The organism is Verrucomicrobiaceae bacterium (assembly GCA_016713035.1).
Lineage (GTDB): Bacteria > Verrucomicrobiota > Verrucomicrobiia > Verrucomicrobiales > Verrucomicrobiaceae > Prosthecobacter.
Genome location: JADJPW010000002.1, coordinates 788,947 through 804,410 on the forward strand (window position 1 = coordinate 788,947; position 15,464 = coordinate 804,410).

Consider the following 15,464-nt stretch of genomic DNA (forward strand, 5'->3'; position numbering starts at 1 on the left):
AGCGGCGGTCAGTTAGGCGACGAATTTGACGCTGGCACCGGGGAGGATGCCTGCGGCCATGGCGGCGTGTTGGGCGTCTGTGCAGGAGGAGTTGGTGGGGGCATCTGCTTCTGCTTCGGAGGGGGTGATGAGGCCGTTTTGGATCATCCAGGACTCGACTTCTGCTCCGCTGATGTCTGGGAGCATGGTGCCATTGATCTCGACGCAGGGGGAGAGGGGTTGGCCGCTTTTTTGCTCCATTTCCCAGCGAAAGGCTGGGTTTTTGATGATGTCTTTTTCTTCGTAGCTGAGGCCGTATTTGCGGAAGATGGCGCGGACGCCTTCGCTCCAGCCACAGTAGGTTTTGACGTAGGCGGTGATTTGGGGGGCTGACATGGTTTTTGGAGGGGTGTGTTGGTTGTGGGGCGAGATTAACGGGCTGTGTGGTGAATGCAAACGGTGCTCTCACACGCGGCTGCTGCGCTGGCGCAGTGCCTCATACATGACGATGGCGGCTGCGGTGGCTAGATTGAGGCTGCGGGTGCCGCCGGGCATGGGGATGTGGAGGTGGGGGCCGGATTGGAGGATGCTGGGCGGGATGCCGCGTGTTTCTGGGCCAAAGACGAGGTAAACTTCCTGCGCGGTGAGGTCGGCGGCCCAGTAGGGCTGTGGGCCGTCACACTCGATGAAGAAAAAGGGGGCTTCGGGGCCTGCTGCGTCTCGCAGGTCTTGCCAGCTCTCCCATTGGCATACTTCGACGTCTTGCCAGTAGTCGAGGCCGGCACGGCGGAGGTGTTTGTCATCCAAGGTGAAGCCTAGCGGGCGGATGAGGTGTAGCCGGGTCTGAGTGGCGAGGCAAAGTCGGCCGATGGCACCCGTGTTGTGCGGGATCTCTGGCTGAAAGAGCACGATATGGAGCATGGCGGATCAGTGTTGGAAGACGAAGAGCTTCCGGCAGATGAAATTCACGAGCACGCTGACGATGATGAGAAGCAACTGGGCAATGAGTGGATGGAGGTCAAAAAGGTGGATCATGTAAGGCCCTGCCAGGATGCCTGCGGCGAAGGCGGCGAGGCCGATGAGTGTGAAGTAGATGAACTCCAGGATTTGATGATGGCGGCCAGGCATGAAGACCCAGCGCACATTCGACCAGTAGGCGAAGGAGTTGCCGAAGATGAAGGCGATGGCGTTGCAGTAGAAGAGATTCCAGGCTCGTGTGTCACGGCCGAGGTCTGCGCCGAGCACTGGGAAGAACCAAGTGGCTACGAGAGCGCAGATGAGCTGATGGACGAGGAGTGCCCCGACGCCGCAGATGCCGTATTTGAGGAACTGGATGATCGGATGTGTGTCGCGTGCATGAATGCGGGCGAGGATGGTGCGCCAGTTATTCTCAGATAGGAAGCGCCGCGCATCTGCAAGTGTCTGTGTCATGTGCTAGGCAAATACGGAAACAAAAAAGCCTGTCCAACGAAGTCTTCGCGGGACAGGCTCAAATATGGGCGAGTGAAGAGCGGCTGATTTGCCGCAGTTCATCAATAGGCGTGGTAGTTGCCGTAGCGGTCGTAGTAGCCCTGCTGGTTGTTTTGCTGCTGCTGCGGGTAGGTGCGGCTGCGGTCGTAGTAGCCGCCATTGTTTTGCTGGTCGCGAGAGTTGCCGAGGGCATTGCCGCCGAGAGCACCGATGGCACCGCCGATGGCAGCTCCTTCGAGGCCGCGTCCGCTCTGGGAGCCGATGATGCCGCCTACGGCAGCGCCACCGAGGCCGCCCATAACGGCACCCGTTTGTGCGTTAGGTCCCGATGCGCAGGAGACGATGGAGAGGGAGGAGACGAGAATAAGGATGATCTTTTTCATGGTCGTATAGGATGGAGTGTGGGATGTCGGGGGCCTTTGTGGCACCCTTGCTTCGTCGGAAGCTAGGCAGTCTTTGTTCATACAGAAAGAGGTTTTTTTCAGCAAGTGAGGCTTCTTTTCTCCATTTGACGCCTGCTGACACGGCGCATAAACACAGCACGCGGCTGATCCCGCCGCTCCCCCCACCCCATGCTCCGCGTTCCCGCTCTCCTCGCCGCCGTTCTACTTTTATCCTCCGCAGCGCTCCGCGCGGAAGTGCTGCCACTCGATCATCCCTGTGCAGAGATGGTGAAAAAATACCTCACCGCCGTGGTGGAGCAGGACTGGAAGACCGCCGCGTCGATGCTGCTGCCAGAGACGCTCGAGCGCCGCCAGCGTGAGACGGTGTCCATCATCCAGAATGCTCCGACGATGACCGAGGAGGCTGCGCTGCTCCAAGGCTACAACGTGAAGGATTACCGTGATCTTGAAAAGCTCACCCCTCAGGAGTTTTACACCGCAGACCGTGCGGCGTGGCAGGCACGCCTGAAGATCGCGCCGGAGACGGTGAAGCGGAAGAAGGAGACGCTGAAGGTCAGCATTCTGGGCGTGTGCAGTGAGTCGGCCAAAAACTATGTCCATGTCACGGTGCGTACATCCCAGGAGACGCTGGTGGATCGTATTGATGAGCTCTTCCTGATCTCTTTTGTGCCAAATCCGAAGAACTCGAAGTCCTGGCTGATCTCTCCCGAAATGAAGGACCGCCCGGTCATCACGCCGCTGGCAGGCAGTGAAGCTAAAAAGGGCGACAAATAAGCCCCTTGGCCGCCTCCTAGAGGTCGAGCACTTGATCCATGCGCCTCGCTACATCGGCGAGGTAGCTCCAATCTCCGGCCTTCACCTCGGCTGCAGCCCAGCCGGTGAATGAGATTTTGGCGAGCTCGGCACGCACGGCGGGCCAGTTGATGCTGCCTTCGCCGAGAGGTTTGTCGAATCCTTTGCGCATGCCTTCGGACATGGCCTTATCGAGATCGTATTCTTTGACATCGAGCTTGAGGCTGCGCTTGCCCAGGACTTCCACCCAGTGCTCTGCGATGCCCCAGCGCATTTGATTACCGATGTCGAGATGCACGCCGACATGCGTGCTACCGACTTCATCAATGAAGCGGGCCATGTCGTAGGCGCTGATGAGGAAGGTGTTCCAGACATTTTCGATGAGCATTTTGATGCCCATCTTTTCCGCGTAGGGGGCGGCCTGCTTCATGCGAGCGAGGGATTCACGCCAGGTCTTGGTGATCGGTTGATCGAGTGGGTAAGCGAGGACGACGAGCATGGAGTCTCCACCGAGCTTCTTGGTGATGTCGATCCCGGCCTCTAGGCTCTCTGCACGGCCTCCGACGGTGCCGTCGATGATGAGGCCGCTGTCACGGCTGGCCGTGGCCCATTCGGCGGCATTTTCTAAGGTCACATGTTTAAAGAGCAAACTGGGCTCAACGCCTTCAAAGCCGCATTCACGTAGTTTTTTGAAGGCATCGGTCAAAGTCATGCCTTTGGCCGCTTTTTCAGCCATGCTCCATTTGAGTGATTTGCGGATTTTTCCGGAAAAAAGGCCCGCACGGGCTTTTGGGGCTGGAATGGCCGCCGCGACGCTGGCGGCAGTGAGGAGGAGTGAGCGGCGATTCATACGGTGGGGTGGTGAACGCTAGCTGTGGGTGGAGTTTTCCGAGTATGAGGGCGCTTGATTTGGGGCGTGGAGTCGGGATGCATGCTGCACCTGCCATGAAAACCCTCCTATTCTGCTCCTTTGCCGCTTTTGTAGCCGCCACCTCATCGCAAGCCATCACGCCGGATGGAAAGCACAAGCTGGTGCTGATCGCTGGCAAGCCATCTCATCCGCCTGGGATGCATGAATTCCGTGCAGGGACGATCCTGCTGGAGAAGTGCCTGCAAAGTGTGCCAAACCTAGTGGTGGACCGACATGAGATGGGCTGGGTGAAAGATGAAAAGACCTTCGCCGATGCGGATGCAGTGGTGATTTATGCAGATGGCGGTGGGAAGCATCCGGCGGTGGTGGAGGGGCATCTGGAGACGCTGCGGGGCCTCATGGCGAAGGGGGTTGGTCTTGGCTGCATGCACTACGGCGTGGAGGTGGTTCCAGACCAGGCGGGGAAGGAGTTCCAAGCGTGGCTGGGCGGGCATTACGAGAATTCATTTTCATGCAATCCGATCTGGGAGGCCAATTATACGAGCCTGCCGCAGCACGAAGTGACGCGGGGTGTGCAGCCCTTTGCGACGAAAGACGAGTGGTACTTCCAGATGCGCTTTCGGCCCGCTTTTGGCGATGGGATCGCTCCCGCCAAGGAGGGAGCTGAGGTTTTCGCTCCCATTTTGACTGCGTCTCCGACTGACGCGACGCGTGACGGCCCCTATGTGTATCCGAAGGGGCCGTATCCGCATATTCAGGCAGAGAAAGGGCAGGGGGAAACGATGATGTGGACCGTGGAGCGCCAGGATGGTGGTCGTGGCTTTGGCTTCACGGGCGGTCATTTTCATGAGAACTGGGGCAATGATCAGGTGCGCAAAGTGGTGCTCAATGCCCTGGTTTGGGTGACAAAGTCTGCGGTGCCCGCAAGCGGTGTCGAATCGAAGCTCTCACCAGAGGAACTGAAGGCGAATTTGGACCCCAAACCACAGCCAAAACCGAAGTCCGCACAAATAAAGACGCCACGCGTGTTTGAACGTGTGGCGTCGAGGTAAGAATGCTCTGTGGGCACCACCAATCAGAAGTATTTCTTCGTCCAGAGAGTGCGGGTCATTTTGCTGAGGCGCTGTAAGACACCACGCAGCACCAGTTCATGTTGGTCAATGACAGCGAAGCTATCTGGCTGCGCCACTTTGAGCTGTTGGCATTGGACGATGAGCTGATCCGTGGCGATTTTGAGCTCACGGACTTTGGCGCTGGTGTCGTCGGTGATGCGAGCTTCAAAGATGGTGTTTTCGAGCTTGTCGGCCTCGCGGGAGACGAAGGCGGCGGCGTTTTGAAGATCTGCGACACCACCAGCGAGTGCGCCAGTGTGATAGTCCACGCGGGGCTTGCTGGGCAGGAGGTGATTCGGGCGCTGGGGGACGATGGACTGTGGCTCACTCGGAAGGCCGCCGTCACGCGCATTGATGAGCGTGGGGGTGATGAAGAGCATGAGATTCTTGTGGTTTTTGCTGCGGTTGCGATAGCTAAAGAGCCACTTAAGACCAGGGATGCGCTGGAGGAAGGGCACGCCGGCTTCACCTTCACGCTCACGCGCCTCATCCATCCCGCCGACTGCTACGGTGTAGCCCGATTCGAGCTCGACAGGTGCATTGTACACACGGGAGGAGGCGATGGGGTAAGGATTGAGGTCGATGACGGTTTCGCCGATGATGTTGGAGACGGTGACATCGACATTGAGGAGGATTTTATCGGCATCCATTTTCTTGGGCAGGATGTTCAAGACCGTGCCGATGGGCAGGTAGGTGATCTGGGAAGCTGCAACAGAGGCCCCCGTGCCCACGCTGGTGGAGGAGCCACCGAGCACAGGCTGATTGACCACGCTGCGGATGGCGACCTCGCGGTTGTTGAGAGTGACCATGCGCGGGTAGGAGGTGGTATTGGTCTGCTCATCACGCATGATGGCACGGAGCTTCACATTGAGATCCTGCGCAGAGAGCACCGAGGTCATCCAACTCGCACCGCCATCCGCCGCATTCAGAGCGACTCTACCGAGTAATGGGGCGAGGTCTGCACGATAGCCACCGGAGGTGGGGACCTTGTTTGTCTCGACCGTGGCCATGCCAGTGGTGGGATCGACGGTGACATCCTCGACCTCGCGGAAGGTGCCAGACTCCAGCGTGCCGGTCCAGTCGATGCCAAATTCACGTCGGGGATCTTTGGAGGTTTCGACAAATTTGACTTCGATAGCGATGAGCGGCTGGGGTTTATCCGCCACAGCCAGATAGCCCTCGATCCAGACATGCTGCATGCGGGTGGCGACGACAAAGAGGGTATTGGTGTCGGACATCCAGATCACTTTGGGTTTGTCCATGCCATTGCCTGCTGTGGCACCTCCTTTGGCGGTGCTTCCCTGAGCGGTCATCGTCGGAGATATAGCAGCGCCATTTGGCCCGACCGTCTCTGGTGGGAGTCCCAGGAGTTCGCGCACAGAGTTGATGATCAGGCTGCGACCGACGGTAAATGTCTTGCTGGCACTGGGAGCAGTGATGGCGGCACTTTGGGCTCCGCCACTGGCTCCATTGTTGGCGGTAAAGCCGGCGGCGCTATTATACTCCACCATCTCCATGGCATTGTGGCGGATGTTGTAGGATTTGCCGATGAGCTCGCGGTCATCAGCTGGGCGAATGTACCAGATGCCGTTGTCCGGTAGGATGGCGAGGGTGTTCGCTTTGCAGAGAGTCTCCAACACGCGGAATGGGCTCGCTTCGATGGAGAAAGTGATCAATTTGCTGCCCTCTGGGTTGTCGTCTGGCAGAGAAAAGAAGGAAATGCCCGCGTCAGTGGCGAGGAAGCGCAGAACATCACTGAGCATCGCTTTGGAAAAGTCGTACTTCTGTGGGGGAGCCTCTCGGAGACGTTGGGCCTCTTCCTCATACTGAGGGGCCATGAGGCGCAGACTACTCTCTAAAGAGGAGACTTCCCCGCGAAGAGAGCTGCTCAGGACAGCAATGCCTAAAAAGGACAGTGCGGCAGCGCGGAGAGGCATGGGAAAGTGCAGAAGGTGCATGATTATTGAAATTATACAAAAGGTAGAAAGTAAGAACAACTAAAATTTACAAAAATTACTTCATTGATACAATATATGGAAGATGTGACAAAATGTAATTCAACCGAATCAATTTGGAGTAGTATGTATTAATTTAATAATTATTAGATTGAAATTGGCAGTCTTTGGATATTTAATTGTTGTGAGATGATTCAAAAATCCATTACCAGTAAAATAAAAGGCGGGAAGTCACATGGCTGCTCTCCTGCTTTTTCGCTGGTTGAGTTGCTGATGATGATCGCCGTCATCGGGGTGCTCGCGGGAGTCCTAGTCGGATATATGTATGATGATACCAGCGCCATCCACCGCGCCAAAATAGAGTCAGATGTCTCCACTCTAAATCAAATGGTGGGCATCTATCTCGCTGATGGTGGCGACCTGACAGGAGTCACCAACGCCCAAGCGGTGCTCGATAAATTAAAGAGGACGCGCACCCAAGCAGATAGCCGCCAACACACTGGCAGTGCCTCTGGCCGCTTGCTGGACCCACGCATGAGTGTGCGCATGAGCTCCACATTGCAGGATAACAGGCAGGTGCGGGCCTATTGGGACTCGACGAAAAAGCGATTCGCACTCACCCAGGCATCCAGTGGATCGGCCATCAATGAATTCTACCTGGAAGAATCACTCGCGGCCAAAAACTACGGCACAGAGCCCCGCCGTAGCATGGGAATAAAGTACAATGGCACCAATCAAGGGTGGGTTTGGACAGGCGCAGGCACCTCACCAGCTCCGACTGCCGTGGAGCCAACGAGCTTTGATACCTCTGGGACAAATCCTGCGAGTGGATTCAATCCCGAAGAGTCAGCACCCACGACAGGGCCTACTACGAGCACAGGTAGTGGCGGTAGCGGCAGTGGCAGCGGTGGTACGCCGCCTTCGGTGTTGCCGGTACCTTTGATAACACCTGCTGGGGCCGTATTTAAATACTCCGAGTTCCCCTCATCTGTGACGATCACCAGCAATGGAGCCACTGCCGCCGTTTCGAAGCTCATCGTCGATACAGGATCAGGATGGACTGATTTTAGCAGTGGAGGCACTTTTGGACCTTTTGCCTCTGGGCAGCTCATCCGGGCAAAAAACGAAACGCTCGACTCCTCTCTATGGGTGAGCAGTGCCCAGACTGAGCAACGCTATTACCGCCTTGTGCAGAATTTCGCAGGTGGTGGCACCACTAGCTGGGGGAATCCTACTGGGGGCTCCAACATGATCGCACCAGCCGCAGAGAATGGAGATCCCACCTCCACATTCCGCCATGGGAACACCCGACTCGATCTAGGTAATGGGGAGTTCTTGGATGCAGGCGTTCAAAACGTCCTGTCCTTCACGCGGAGTGACTTCAGCGCCATCGAGCCGAATAAATGGTTTAAATTTGGCTCCATGAGCATGCTTAATGGTACCACTTTTTATGACAGTGAGGCCGCTGGTGTGACGCTGACCACACAGTTGAATCTCTCGGCTCCGCTCGCGCAGTCAGTGGTCGCACATATCAATTTGGGGCTCGTTAGCACGGATAACAGCAGTGACCGACTCGCCAGTGCAGACATCGTGGAGTTCCGCAATGCCACTACTGACGCCTCTGTGACCATCGATGGGGTGAAGTACACGCTGGAGCTCACCTGGGCCACGCTCGATCCTGGTGCGGGAGTCGTGCAGGGGAACCAGTTCCTCATCTTTGAGGGCTCCACTGCCCGCGCTGAAATCCGCGCACGCTTCAAAAGCACACCCATCATCAACTAACGCTCCTCTCATGGAAGATATTCACGAACGCAGTCAACTCGGCTACCGGATGCTCCATCTCTCGAAGGACTCCGGAGTGAGTGACTTCTATGTCACTCCCTGGGAGGCGCTGACATATAAGCGCAATGGTAAGCTCTTCTTTGACTCCTTTGTTTATCAGCCAGAGCGACCGCTTGAGTTCACCCCTGGCTGCGTGGACTACGCACTCCAGCTCGGCTCCCGCAGGTATCGTGTGAATCGTATGGTCACGCGTGGGCGTCCGCGCTGGGTGCTGCGTTTGTTGCCAGAAAATATCCCAGAGATCAGCAAGCTCATGGTGCCACCACCAGCGATTAAAGCCTTCCTGGAAGCTAAAAATGGCCTCTTTCTCGTCTGTGGAGCCACGGGTTCTGGAAAATCGACCACCATTGCCTCCATGATCCTAGAGCGTGCCAAGCGCCGCCAGGAGCATGTGCTCACCTTTGAAGACCCCATCGAGTTCGTCTATCCATCCGGCATCCCATCGCTGGTCTCGCAGCGAGAAATCGGCTCTGATGAGTTGGACTTCAATAAATCACTCCGCGCCGCTCTCCGTCAGGCACCAGACGTCATCCTCGTGGGTGAGATCCGAGATGGTGAAACGGCGGAAATCGCACTCCAGGCCGCTGAGACGGGCCACGTCGTCGTCGCCACTCTACACACCTCCTCCGCTGCTCAGACCGTGCAGCGCTACCTGAAGCTCATCCCTTCCGACCGCATGGAAAACGCCATGCTCTCCTTCGCAGACTCCATTCGTGGCATTCTTTGTCAGCGCCTGCTTTTTGATGAGCAGCGGGGCAAGCGCTTCCCCATTCACGAGTTGTTGCTGCCTTATGACTCCGTCTGCGGAATGATTCGCCGTGGGGAGTTTAAAAACCTCGATCAAGAGCTCGAAGCCGGATTCACACGTGGGATGCAGAGTTTCGAGCGGTGTCTGAATATGCGCATGGCTGATGGCTGGAAGCCCGCGCAGGCACGCAAGACCGGTTACACCGAGCATGAGGTGTACGACTTCCTTTCCAAAGAACAACTCACTTCCATTTATGCTACTAGCTGAAATCAAAAACGTCCTCAATTTCTCCGCGTTCAAGGCAGACGCGGACGATTCTACCGTTGCTTGGGGCAAACGCTTCGAGGGGCGAAAATCCATACTCATGAACATCAGCCGCAATCAGACGAGCTGGCGTGGTCTTGGCAAAAAAGGCAAATTCGACGAAGGTGGAGCGATGGACGGCGAATTCGCGGATGTGGTGCAGCAGCGAGGTGAAGACTGGCGCGGGCTTACGGAGGCCGGCTGGTGTGTCGTTTCGGTCAATCACCGCTTCATCATTAGCTTGGAAAACAACCTCATGCGTGGTGACAATAGTGTCTCGCTCTTGCGCACGAATCCCCGTGCTGTGCTGGGGCCTAAATATGATCGCGGAAAGCGTTACGCCGTGTGTCATCACCCAGAAACGACTGCCAGCCTGCTGCTCGCTGTGGAGGAGTCGATGGTGAAGGTCACCGAGGACCAACTTAAGGCAATCCAGTTGAAGCCTGGCCGCGTTTGCTGCGGATTATTTTCCCTCATCGAGCATGCGGTGCTCAGTATCTCCAAATCAGCAGATGGAGGCACACCATCGAACTTCCTCCTCATCGCCGCGTGTGAGGGCTCCATTGCCGTCCTCGTGCAGCAGGAGGGTCAGTGGAAGGACATCCGATGCCGCAGCGGCCTGGGGCCAGAGGCGGTGGAGACATCTCTCCAGATCATCAGCCCACTGCTCTCCAAAGTGCCACAGGGCAGCCCCATCTACTTCCTCGGCGATGGCCAGGATGGGAAATTCCGCTCCGAAATGATGCCCCACCTCGAAAAGGTCGGCTGTGTGGACCTCACGCAGGATGACCTGCTGTGGAAGGTCATCGGCGAGCATTAAAACCTGAACCAGAACTCATTCTCCAACCATGAGCGATTATCTCTGCCACGATTTCAAGACACCGCGCACGGATGCTGCGCGTCGTCTGCCACATTCATTCCGGTTCATACCGATCATGTTCTACATCGCCCTCATCGGTGGTCTTTACATGATGACGATGGATTATTTTACCTACAAGCGGGCTCAGAGGGAGAAAATGGAGGCAGATCAGCAAAGAAAAGTCACTGAGTCCGAGCGTGACGCATTTAAGTCCGAGCTTGATGGGCTGGAAGTAGATGCCGCGAAGGGCGAAGTCGTCGCACGCTGGATGGAAGGGGCAAGAAACATGCAGCCCATCGCAGTCCGTTTAGCCCGTGCAGTAAAGCAGGATACTCGCCTCGGAGAACTCTCCCTGACTCGCAGTGAAGAGGTTCCATCGAACATCTCGCTCACTCTACGCCTCACTAGCGATAACTCCTCCTCGGAAATCTCCGCCATCGAGGCTGCTCTCGGTCAGCTCCAATACCGCAGCTATTCTCCCCAAATCTCCAAGCTCCAGGAGGGCGGCGACACGGTCGATTACAAGTCCACCCTCGTTCGCTCAAATCAGTAAACCGTTCCTTTTCTTACCCCATGAATCCCAAGCAAATTGCCTGCCTCGTTCTGCTGATCTTCATCGGCATGATCGTGTACGTTTCCCAGATCGTGCACGGGAAAGTGCGCATCATGCGTGACGAGGCAGAGAGTGCCCAAGAGGCTGCTCGTAACGCTGATACGGAACGGACCACCGCCGAGATCATGGCCACGCGTGTGAAAGTAGAGACCGAGGAGCTGCGTGGCTTTCACAAGGCATGGCAATCCCAGTTGAGCAAAAGCCAGACCCAGACGGAAGTGGATCAAATCGTGGACTTGAGCATCCGTGAGAGCGGTGTGCTGAAGCGCTCTGGACGCTCTGAACTACGAAACACCAACTTAAAAGGCCTGCCGAAAACCGTCATGCACACCATCGAAGTCGAAGAAGAATACGCGAAGGTGTGGAACTGGCTCGGAGAGATCGAGCGCCGCCTACCGCTCACGCGTGTGCGCGTCCTCCGTGTCTCGGGTGGTGGCAATATCCGCCAACTTAAAATGGAGGTCTCCTTCGAGACTCCGCTCTTCGACCTCGCCTCTGTCACCAAGTCCTGACTCCAGCCCACAGAACCATCATGAGAATCAGACATCCCATTTTTTACCTCGTTGCCCTGATGCTGGCTACTCCAGCCATGCTACAGGCGCAGGAGGCCGCTGCCGAGGAGGGCGGCAACCGGGTGAAGTATCAATTCGTCCGCCCAGATGAAAAAAGCCCCGAAACCGTCAAACCAGACGAGCCCAATCCCTTTGAATCCGCAGCAGAAGTCGCCAACCGCAACTCGCCTGGTGACACTGAGGAAAATCGCGTGCGAGACATGCTTTTGAAGCTCCCCGTCGGCGGACGCCGTATCGGACCCACAGGCATTCCAGAGAAAATCATGCTCGGTGACATCATGCTCATCCCCGGTGAGCCCGTCCCGGCTCTGTTCACTGGCCAGCGGGTGGAGCTACGAGTCAAAAGCATCAGTCATCAATATGTTGAGCTCGAATGGCAGGATAAGGAAATCACGGGCCTCCCACCCAAGAGCATGGTCATCCCGGTCGATCTCGGGCCTGGCGTCGATTTCGTCATGCCTGGCTCTCCGCCGAAAGAAGGCCGCCGTTTTGGCAAAAGGACCTACCAAGAGCTCATCCGGCGCAATGGAGAGCCGCAGCCTCCTTCAGGAGGGCAGGGGGCTGGAAGCATGAAACCCAACCAAACCGCGCCCGCAGCACTGCCCGTCGAAATTGAGATACCCGGTGCCGAAATGCCCTCACGCCGCGGTGCCAGTGCAGAGCCAGCGCCCACGAGCCCTCAGGATGCCTCCGTTGAGACGATGACGCGCATGCTCTTCCTCCCATCTGCTCCGCTGCCATCATCCCCACCGCCTAAATCACCCTAATGCTGCCATCCCTGCGACATCCTAGACCAAGCGGTTTCTCCACGATAGAGCTGCTACTTGTCGTCTCACTCAGCGCCATCGTCATCGGTGGTGCTGTGACGACGTATGGGACTATCGTTCAAAATCAGGGCACGCTTTCTGGTCCGGTCAGTGTGCCGCTAGGTGCAGCAAACATGGTCAATTTTTACGGTGATGGCTCTAGCAGCACCTTTGAAGCCGTGCCTGCCCCGAGTGCGGGTGCCTCCACATTGGCCGAGCAGATGCGGGAGGAGTTTAACAACGATGTGCATGAAGCGACGGCCGTTTTCTGCCTCGGACGAAATGGCCTGAATACCTATCGGCCCTCACTCATCGCTTACGACCCTCTCACGCATTCTGAGCTCGATACGCCGCAGAAGTTTCGTCAGCATCTCATCACCATCGGAGCGGTGAGCAGCACACTATACGTCGATTATCGCAATCCAGGTTCTGGCAGCATCCAGCCACAAAACGCCAGTATTTTCATCCTCGGCTACAGTCGCTTCAGTGGGTTCCTCAAGGTCAATGCCATCTATGAAATCGACCTCGTCCGTTTCGCAGGGGGCTCCTTGGGTGATCCACAGGGCATTTTCGCCTCCGTGCGTCGTTATGCAGCCCCAGCTACCGCCATGGATGACGCTGCGCTAGCCTACAATCATAGCTACGAAGTGTTTTATCCACCCTCGGTGCCGAATTACTCACACCTTCGTCCGAATGAATGGGCTGATGATGGATTCGCCCCCGTGTTCGTCAGCTTTGAGCGGTCATCTCGCATGGCCCTGCGTGAGGGCAGTGCCATCGACCGATTTAAGCGTGCCGCAGAGTCGCCCTTTTATTTTGTTTGGTGGCCAGATCCCCTCGCACGGCACCTAGGCCCTGTTTCTGACGCACTCGACGCGACTGATCCGCGTGCCGCTTATAACCGCATGGGAGGGCGCTCCTCCTACATGTTTACCGTGCGCATGTTCCCCGCTCTTTGAAGTCACGCACTTACTCATCATCATGCAACCTCGCTCTCGACGTCCTACCCGCATGACCACAGGCGCCCTGATGGCCGTCTCGCTCATGCTTTTGGTCGTGGCAGGGCTCTTCATCTCCTCATGGGTCTCTCTCATGAATGTGCGGGCGATGCAGGTCAGCTTCATGGAGGACTTTAGCCGTCGTCGCGTGGCGCTAGAGACTAGTCGCCAGCTTGGGCGTGAGCTGACTTACCTCGCTGCCTTTCAGCGCAACAGCAGTCTCGCAGCGCAGACCGATTTTCTGCTCGATACTGGAGAAGGCAGCATCAATAGTTCGGATGGTTGGTCAGGCCTCAATCTCTACTCCAACACCTTCTTCCCCGCTCTCTCTACGGGCAGTGTGTATCCTTATAACTACACGGGTTTTCGGCCAGGAGCTGCCTACTATAGCTCTGAGCGGCTCACCCGTCCTGCAGAGGCCCAATCAGGAGTGCTTGATGACTTTGAGAGCTGGCATTTCTTCAAGTCGATGTCGCCGCTGCTCGCAGGAGATTTGTTCTGCGTTTATCGCAAACCGGAAGGCGTCACCACTGCGCTGGACATTCATACGGAAGTCCCCGGCTCGGGCTCGGATGCTGGTCACATCGCGAAGTGGATCGTCCAGGGGCGCACGGTGATCCGTCATGCACCTTCGCTCTTTGTCCCGACTACTCCGAGTCCACTAAAGCTGCCCTTTCAGACGAAATCGCTGTACGTGCAGAGTCAGACAGCGTCAGACACCACCGTGGCGCATCCCATCTATGGCACCGCCATCAGCACTGGCGGCGGCCCCTCCTCAGACCTGCTGCCATCGAATCTACCGGCTACACTGACCACCACCGGCCCCGTCGATAGCAGCACAGGAGTGGGGAAAAGCTACGATGGCTATCTCAATGTCATCAACAACTCGCACAACCCAGATAACTCCCTGTGGAACTTCCAAGCGCGGGAGGCTGCCGCAGGCAGAAACCAGACGGACGTCATCGACGTCTTCGTGCATGGCCGGCAGGCATCCGTCAATCCGCCCGCTTGGTGGATGTATGAAACGGCAAGTCCCACCTATCCACCACCGAACTGGCCCTCTGGCTATGAGCCGAAGCTCCGCATCCTCAATATCGTCCTAGGCTCCGCCACGCTGCGGAATCTCCGCATTAGCGGCGTGGTCAATCAAATCGTCTTCGTAGGCCAATCGAACACGAACGACTTCAAAAACGCCTCCAAGCTCCAGCCCGTCATCATCACCATCCTGCCAGATGGCAGCGGGCGCTGGATACGTGACATCCGCTTTGAGCGTGAGAACTCACGCCGCCATGTCCTCGCCTTCAAGAGTGACTCTGCTCGTGATGTGGACCTGAATTGGATCAATGCACCCCTCACTGGCGATACCCACCGCTGGCGCTGCATGTTCATCAATGAGTATCACACCCTCTTCTTTAACATGCCCGGCAATGCCACACGGAATGTCCACATCTACGGCGGCATCATGACGAACTGGACCGTCAAGCGCCGTGCCCAGGGCTCCCCGAATCCCAGTCGCCTCGTCTTCAGAGCAGATGAGGACCCTAGTGCCTCTGGCTATGCCCCAGAGGGACCTGCTTTCTCCACCTTTCTGCCCCGTGAGGCATGGCAGGAAACCTATTTCAGACCCTGAGGACACATGAAACATACACGCCTCCATCGCTGCTTCACCCATGCGCTGACCCTCATCGAGGTACTCGCCGCAGGTGCCGTCGTAGCCATCGGAGCCACCGCCGCCGTCAGCCTCGCCAGTGGTTCCATGCTGCAAGAGGAGCTCGCCTTCCGCGTCGCCATCACGCGTAATTACCAAGAAAACATGCTCCGTCTCTGGCAGCTCGGGCTCTCGCGTGCGCAAGTCCTCGCCATCATGCCGGAGCAGGATGCCAATACGCTGCTCGATACCGCTCTCTACGGTGATAGCCACGATGCCACAGGCCCCGACCTCATCGAAAATGGCGTCGTCAATGTCAACGGCCTCCTCATGGAGTCCGTCTCTTGCCGGGCCATCGTCAATATCTCCAAAGACCCCGGCACCGATGATGCACCCCTGCCAGAAATCTCCGGCGCAGACCTCACCCTCCGTGCTTACCGCCCGCGACTGATCACGACCCTGCGCACCCCCGTCGTCTCGCCGTAGCAGCCC

Annotated in this window: 17 protein-coding genes; 11 read left to right on the forward strand and 6 right to left on the reverse strand. The window is 57.1% G+C overall.

From position 1 onward, the window contains the following. Positions 1 to 12: 12 nt before the first annotated feature. The 4 genes from IPK32_10280 to IPK32_10295 all read right to left on the reverse strand — a co-directional run bounded on the left by IPK32_10280 (position 13) and on the right by IPK32_10295 (position 1,832). Complete coding sequence (locus tag IPK32_10280; GenBank protein MBK8092337.1) at positions 13 to 375, reverse strand: glutaredoxin; 363 nt, start codon at positions 373 to 375, stop codon at positions 13 to 15. Positions 376 to 444: 69 nt separating this feature from the next. Beyond that, entirely contained in the window at positions 445 to 900 is a 456-nt protein-coding gene (locus IPK32_10285) for a tRNA (cytidine(34)-2'-O)-methyltransferase (GenBank protein MBK8092338.1), read from the reverse strand. Positions 901 to 906: 6 nt separating this feature from the next. Beyond that, positions 907 to 1,410 carry a GtrA family protein gene (locus IPK32_10290; GenBank protein MBK8092339.1) on the reverse strand — a complete coding sequence of 168 codons (504 nt, stop codon included), beginning with the start codon at positions 1,408 to 1,410 and terminating at the stop codon, positions 907 to 909. A gap of 101 nt (positions 1,411 to 1,511) precedes the next feature. Next, entirely contained in the window at positions 1,512 to 1,832 is a 321-nt protein-coding gene (locus IPK32_10295; protein MBK8092340.1) for a hypothetical protein, read from the reverse strand. 189 nt (positions 1,833 to 2,021) lie between these two features. On the opposite strand from IPK32_10295, the gene IPK32_10300 reads away from it, so the two are divergent. Beyond that, on the forward strand, positions 2,022 to 2,627 hold the full coding sequence (locus IPK32_10300; GenBank protein ID MBK8092341.1) for a hypothetical protein: 606 nt from the start codon (positions 2,022 to 2,024) through the stop codon (positions 2,625 to 2,627). A 16-nt stretch (positions 2,628 to 2,643) separates the two neighbouring features. On the opposite strand, the gene IPK32_10305 is transcribed toward IPK32_10300, so the two are convergent. After that, on the reverse strand, positions 2,644 to 3,495 hold the full coding sequence (locus IPK32_10305) for a sugar phosphate isomerase/epimerase (GenBank protein ID MBK8092342.1): 852 nt from the start codon (positions 3,493 to 3,495) through the stop codon (positions 2,644 to 2,646). A 44-nt stretch (positions 3,496 to 3,539) separates the two neighbouring features. On the opposite strand from IPK32_10305, the gene IPK32_10310 reads away from it, so the two are divergent. Continuing rightward, positions 3,540 to 4,568: a ThuA domain-containing protein gene (locus tag IPK32_10310; protein ID MBK8092343.1), complete on the forward strand. Its 1,029-nt coding sequence runs from the start codon at positions 3,540 to 3,542 to the stop codon at positions 4,566 to 4,568. 23 nt (positions 4,569 to 4,591) lie between these two features. Here IPK32_10310 and IPK32_10315 read toward each other — a convergent pair whose 3' ends face one another. Next, positions 4,592 to 6,565 (reverse strand): hypothetical protein, encoded by a 1,974-nt coding sequence (locus IPK32_10315; protein MBK8092344.1) that lies wholly within the window; start codon positions 6,563 to 6,565, stop codon positions 4,592 to 4,594. A 291-nt stretch (positions 6,566 to 6,856) separates the two neighbouring features. Here IPK32_10315 and IPK32_10320 point away from each other — a divergent pair, with 291 nt between their 5' ends. The 9 genes from IPK32_10320 to IPK32_10360 all read left to right on the forward strand — a co-directional run bounded on the left by IPK32_10320 (position 6,857) and on the right by IPK32_10360 (position 15,458). Continuing rightward, entirely contained in the window at positions 6,857 to 8,365 is a 1,509-nt protein-coding gene (locus IPK32_10320) for a choice-of-anchor K domain-containing protein (protein MBK8092345.1), read from the forward strand. A 10-nt stretch (positions 8,366 to 8,375) separates the two neighbouring features. Then, positions 8,376 to 9,440 carry a Flp pilus assembly complex ATPase component TadA gene (tadA, locus tag IPK32_10325; GenBank protein ID MBK8092346.1) on the forward strand — a complete coding sequence of 355 codons (1,065 nt, stop codon included), beginning with the start codon at positions 8,376 to 8,378 and terminating at the stop codon, positions 9,438 to 9,440. A 97-nt stretch (positions 9,441 to 9,537) separates the two neighbouring features. Next, positions 9,538 to 10,296: a hypothetical protein gene (locus IPK32_10330; protein ID MBK8092347.1), complete on the forward strand. Its 759-nt coding sequence runs from the start codon at positions 9,538 to 9,540 to the stop codon at positions 10,294 to 10,296. 28 nt (positions 10,297 to 10,324) lie between these two features. Further along, positions 10,325 to 10,888 carry a hypothetical protein gene (locus IPK32_10335; protein ID MBK8092348.1) on the forward strand — a complete coding sequence of 188 codons (564 nt, stop codon included), beginning with the start codon at positions 10,325 to 10,327 and terminating at the stop codon, positions 10,886 to 10,888. A 20-nt stretch (positions 10,889 to 10,908) separates the two neighbouring features. Continuing rightward, positions 10,909 to 11,460 carry a hypothetical protein gene (locus IPK32_10340; GenBank protein ID MBK8092349.1) on the forward strand — a complete coding sequence of 184 codons (552 nt, stop codon included), beginning with the start codon at positions 10,909 to 10,911 and terminating at the stop codon, positions 11,458 to 11,460. Between the two features lie 20 nt (positions 11,461 to 11,480). Further along, the gene (locus tag IPK32_10345) at positions 11,481 to 12,287 is read left to right on the forward strand and encodes a hypothetical protein (protein MBK8092350.1); all 807 of its coding nucleotides are present in this window, start codon (positions 11,481 to 11,483) and stop codon (positions 12,285 to 12,287) included. Beyond that, positions 12,287 to 13,285: a hypothetical protein gene (locus IPK32_10350; protein ID MBK8092351.1), complete on the forward strand. Its 999-nt coding sequence runs from the start codon at positions 12,287 to 12,289 to the stop codon at positions 13,283 to 13,285. Before IPK32_10345 ends, IPK32_10350 begins: the two co-directional genes overlap by 1 nt. Positions 13,286 to 13,307: 22 nt before the next feature. Then, positions 13,308 to 14,954 (forward strand): hypothetical protein, encoded by a 1,647-nt coding sequence (locus tag IPK32_10355; GenBank protein ID MBK8092352.1) that lies wholly within the window; start codon positions 13,308 to 13,310, stop codon positions 14,952 to 14,954. A gap of 6 nt (positions 14,955 to 14,960) precedes the next feature. Then, complete coding sequence (locus IPK32_10360) at positions 14,961 to 15,458, forward strand: hypothetical protein (GenBank protein MBK8092353.1); 498 nt, start codon at positions 14,961 to 14,963, stop codon at positions 15,456 to 15,458. The last annotated feature ends 6 nt before the right edge of the window (positions 15,459 to 15,464 follow it).

Excerpts from the sequence above, each read along its gene's own strand:
- tadA (MBK8092346.1), top strand. The coding sequence starts at position 8,376 with ATGGAAGATATTCACGAACGCAGTCAACTCGGCTACCGGATGCTCCAT.
- IPK32_10280 (MBK8092337.1), bottom strand. The coding sequence starts at position 375 with ATGTCAGCCCCCCAAATCACCGCCTACGTCAAAACCTACTGTGGCTGG.
- IPK32_10330 (MBK8092347.1), top strand. The coding sequence starts at position 9,538 with ATGAACATCAGCCGCAATCAGACGAGCTGGCGTGGTCTTGGCAAAAAA.
- IPK32_10355 (MBK8092352.1), top strand. The coding sequence starts at position 13,308 with ATGCAACCTCGCTCTCGACGTCCTACCCGCATGACCACAGGCGCCCTG.
- IPK32_10345 (MBK8092350.1), top strand. The coding sequence starts at position 11,481 with ATGAGAATCAGACATCCCATTTTTTACCTCGTTGCCCTGATGCTGGCT.
- IPK32_10360 (MBK8092353.1), top strand. The coding sequence starts at position 14,961 with ATGAAACATACACGCCTCCATCGCTGCTTCACCCATGCGCTGACCCTC.
- IPK32_10340 (MBK8092349.1), top strand. The coding sequence starts at position 10,909 with ATGAATCCCAAGCAAATTGCCTGCCTCGTTCTGCTGATCTTCATCGGC.
- IPK32_10310 (MBK8092343.1), top strand. The coding sequence starts at position 3,540 with ATGAGGGCGCTTGATTTGGGGCGTGGAGTCGGGATGCATGCTGCACCT.
- IPK32_10335 (MBK8092348.1), top strand. The coding sequence starts at position 10,325 with ATGAGCGATTATCTCTGCCACGATTTCAAGACACCGCGCACGGATGCT.
- IPK32_10305 (MBK8092342.1), bottom strand. The coding sequence starts at position 3,495 with ATGAATCGCCGCTCACTCCTCCTCACTGCCGCCAGCGTCGCGGCGGCC.
- IPK32_10300 (MBK8092341.1), top strand. The coding sequence starts at position 2,022 with ATGCTCCGCGTTCCCGCTCTCCTCGCCGCCGTTCTACTTTTATCCTCC.
- IPK32_10350 (MBK8092351.1), top strand. The coding sequence starts at position 12,287 with ATGCTGCCATCCCTGCGACATCCTAGACCAAGCGGTTTCTCCACGATA.
- IPK32_10320 (MBK8092345.1), top strand. The coding sequence starts at position 6,857 with ATGATGATCGCCGTCATCGGGGTGCTCGCGGGAGTCCTAGTCGGATAT.
- IPK32_10285 (MBK8092338.1), bottom strand. The coding sequence starts at position 900 with ATGCTCCATATCGTGCTCTTTCAGCCAGAGATCCCGCACAACACGGGT.
- IPK32_10295 (MBK8092340.1), bottom strand. The coding sequence starts at position 1,832 with ATGAAAAAGATCATCCTTATTCTCGTCTCCTCCCTCTCCATCGTCTCC.
- IPK32_10290 (MBK8092339.1), bottom strand. The coding sequence starts at position 1,410 with ATGACACAGACACTTGCAGATGCGCGGCGCTTCCTATCTGAGAATAAC.
- IPK32_10315 (MBK8092344.1), bottom strand. The coding sequence starts at position 6,565 with ATGCCTCTCCGCGCTGCCGCACTGTCCTTTTTAGGCATTGCTGTCCTG.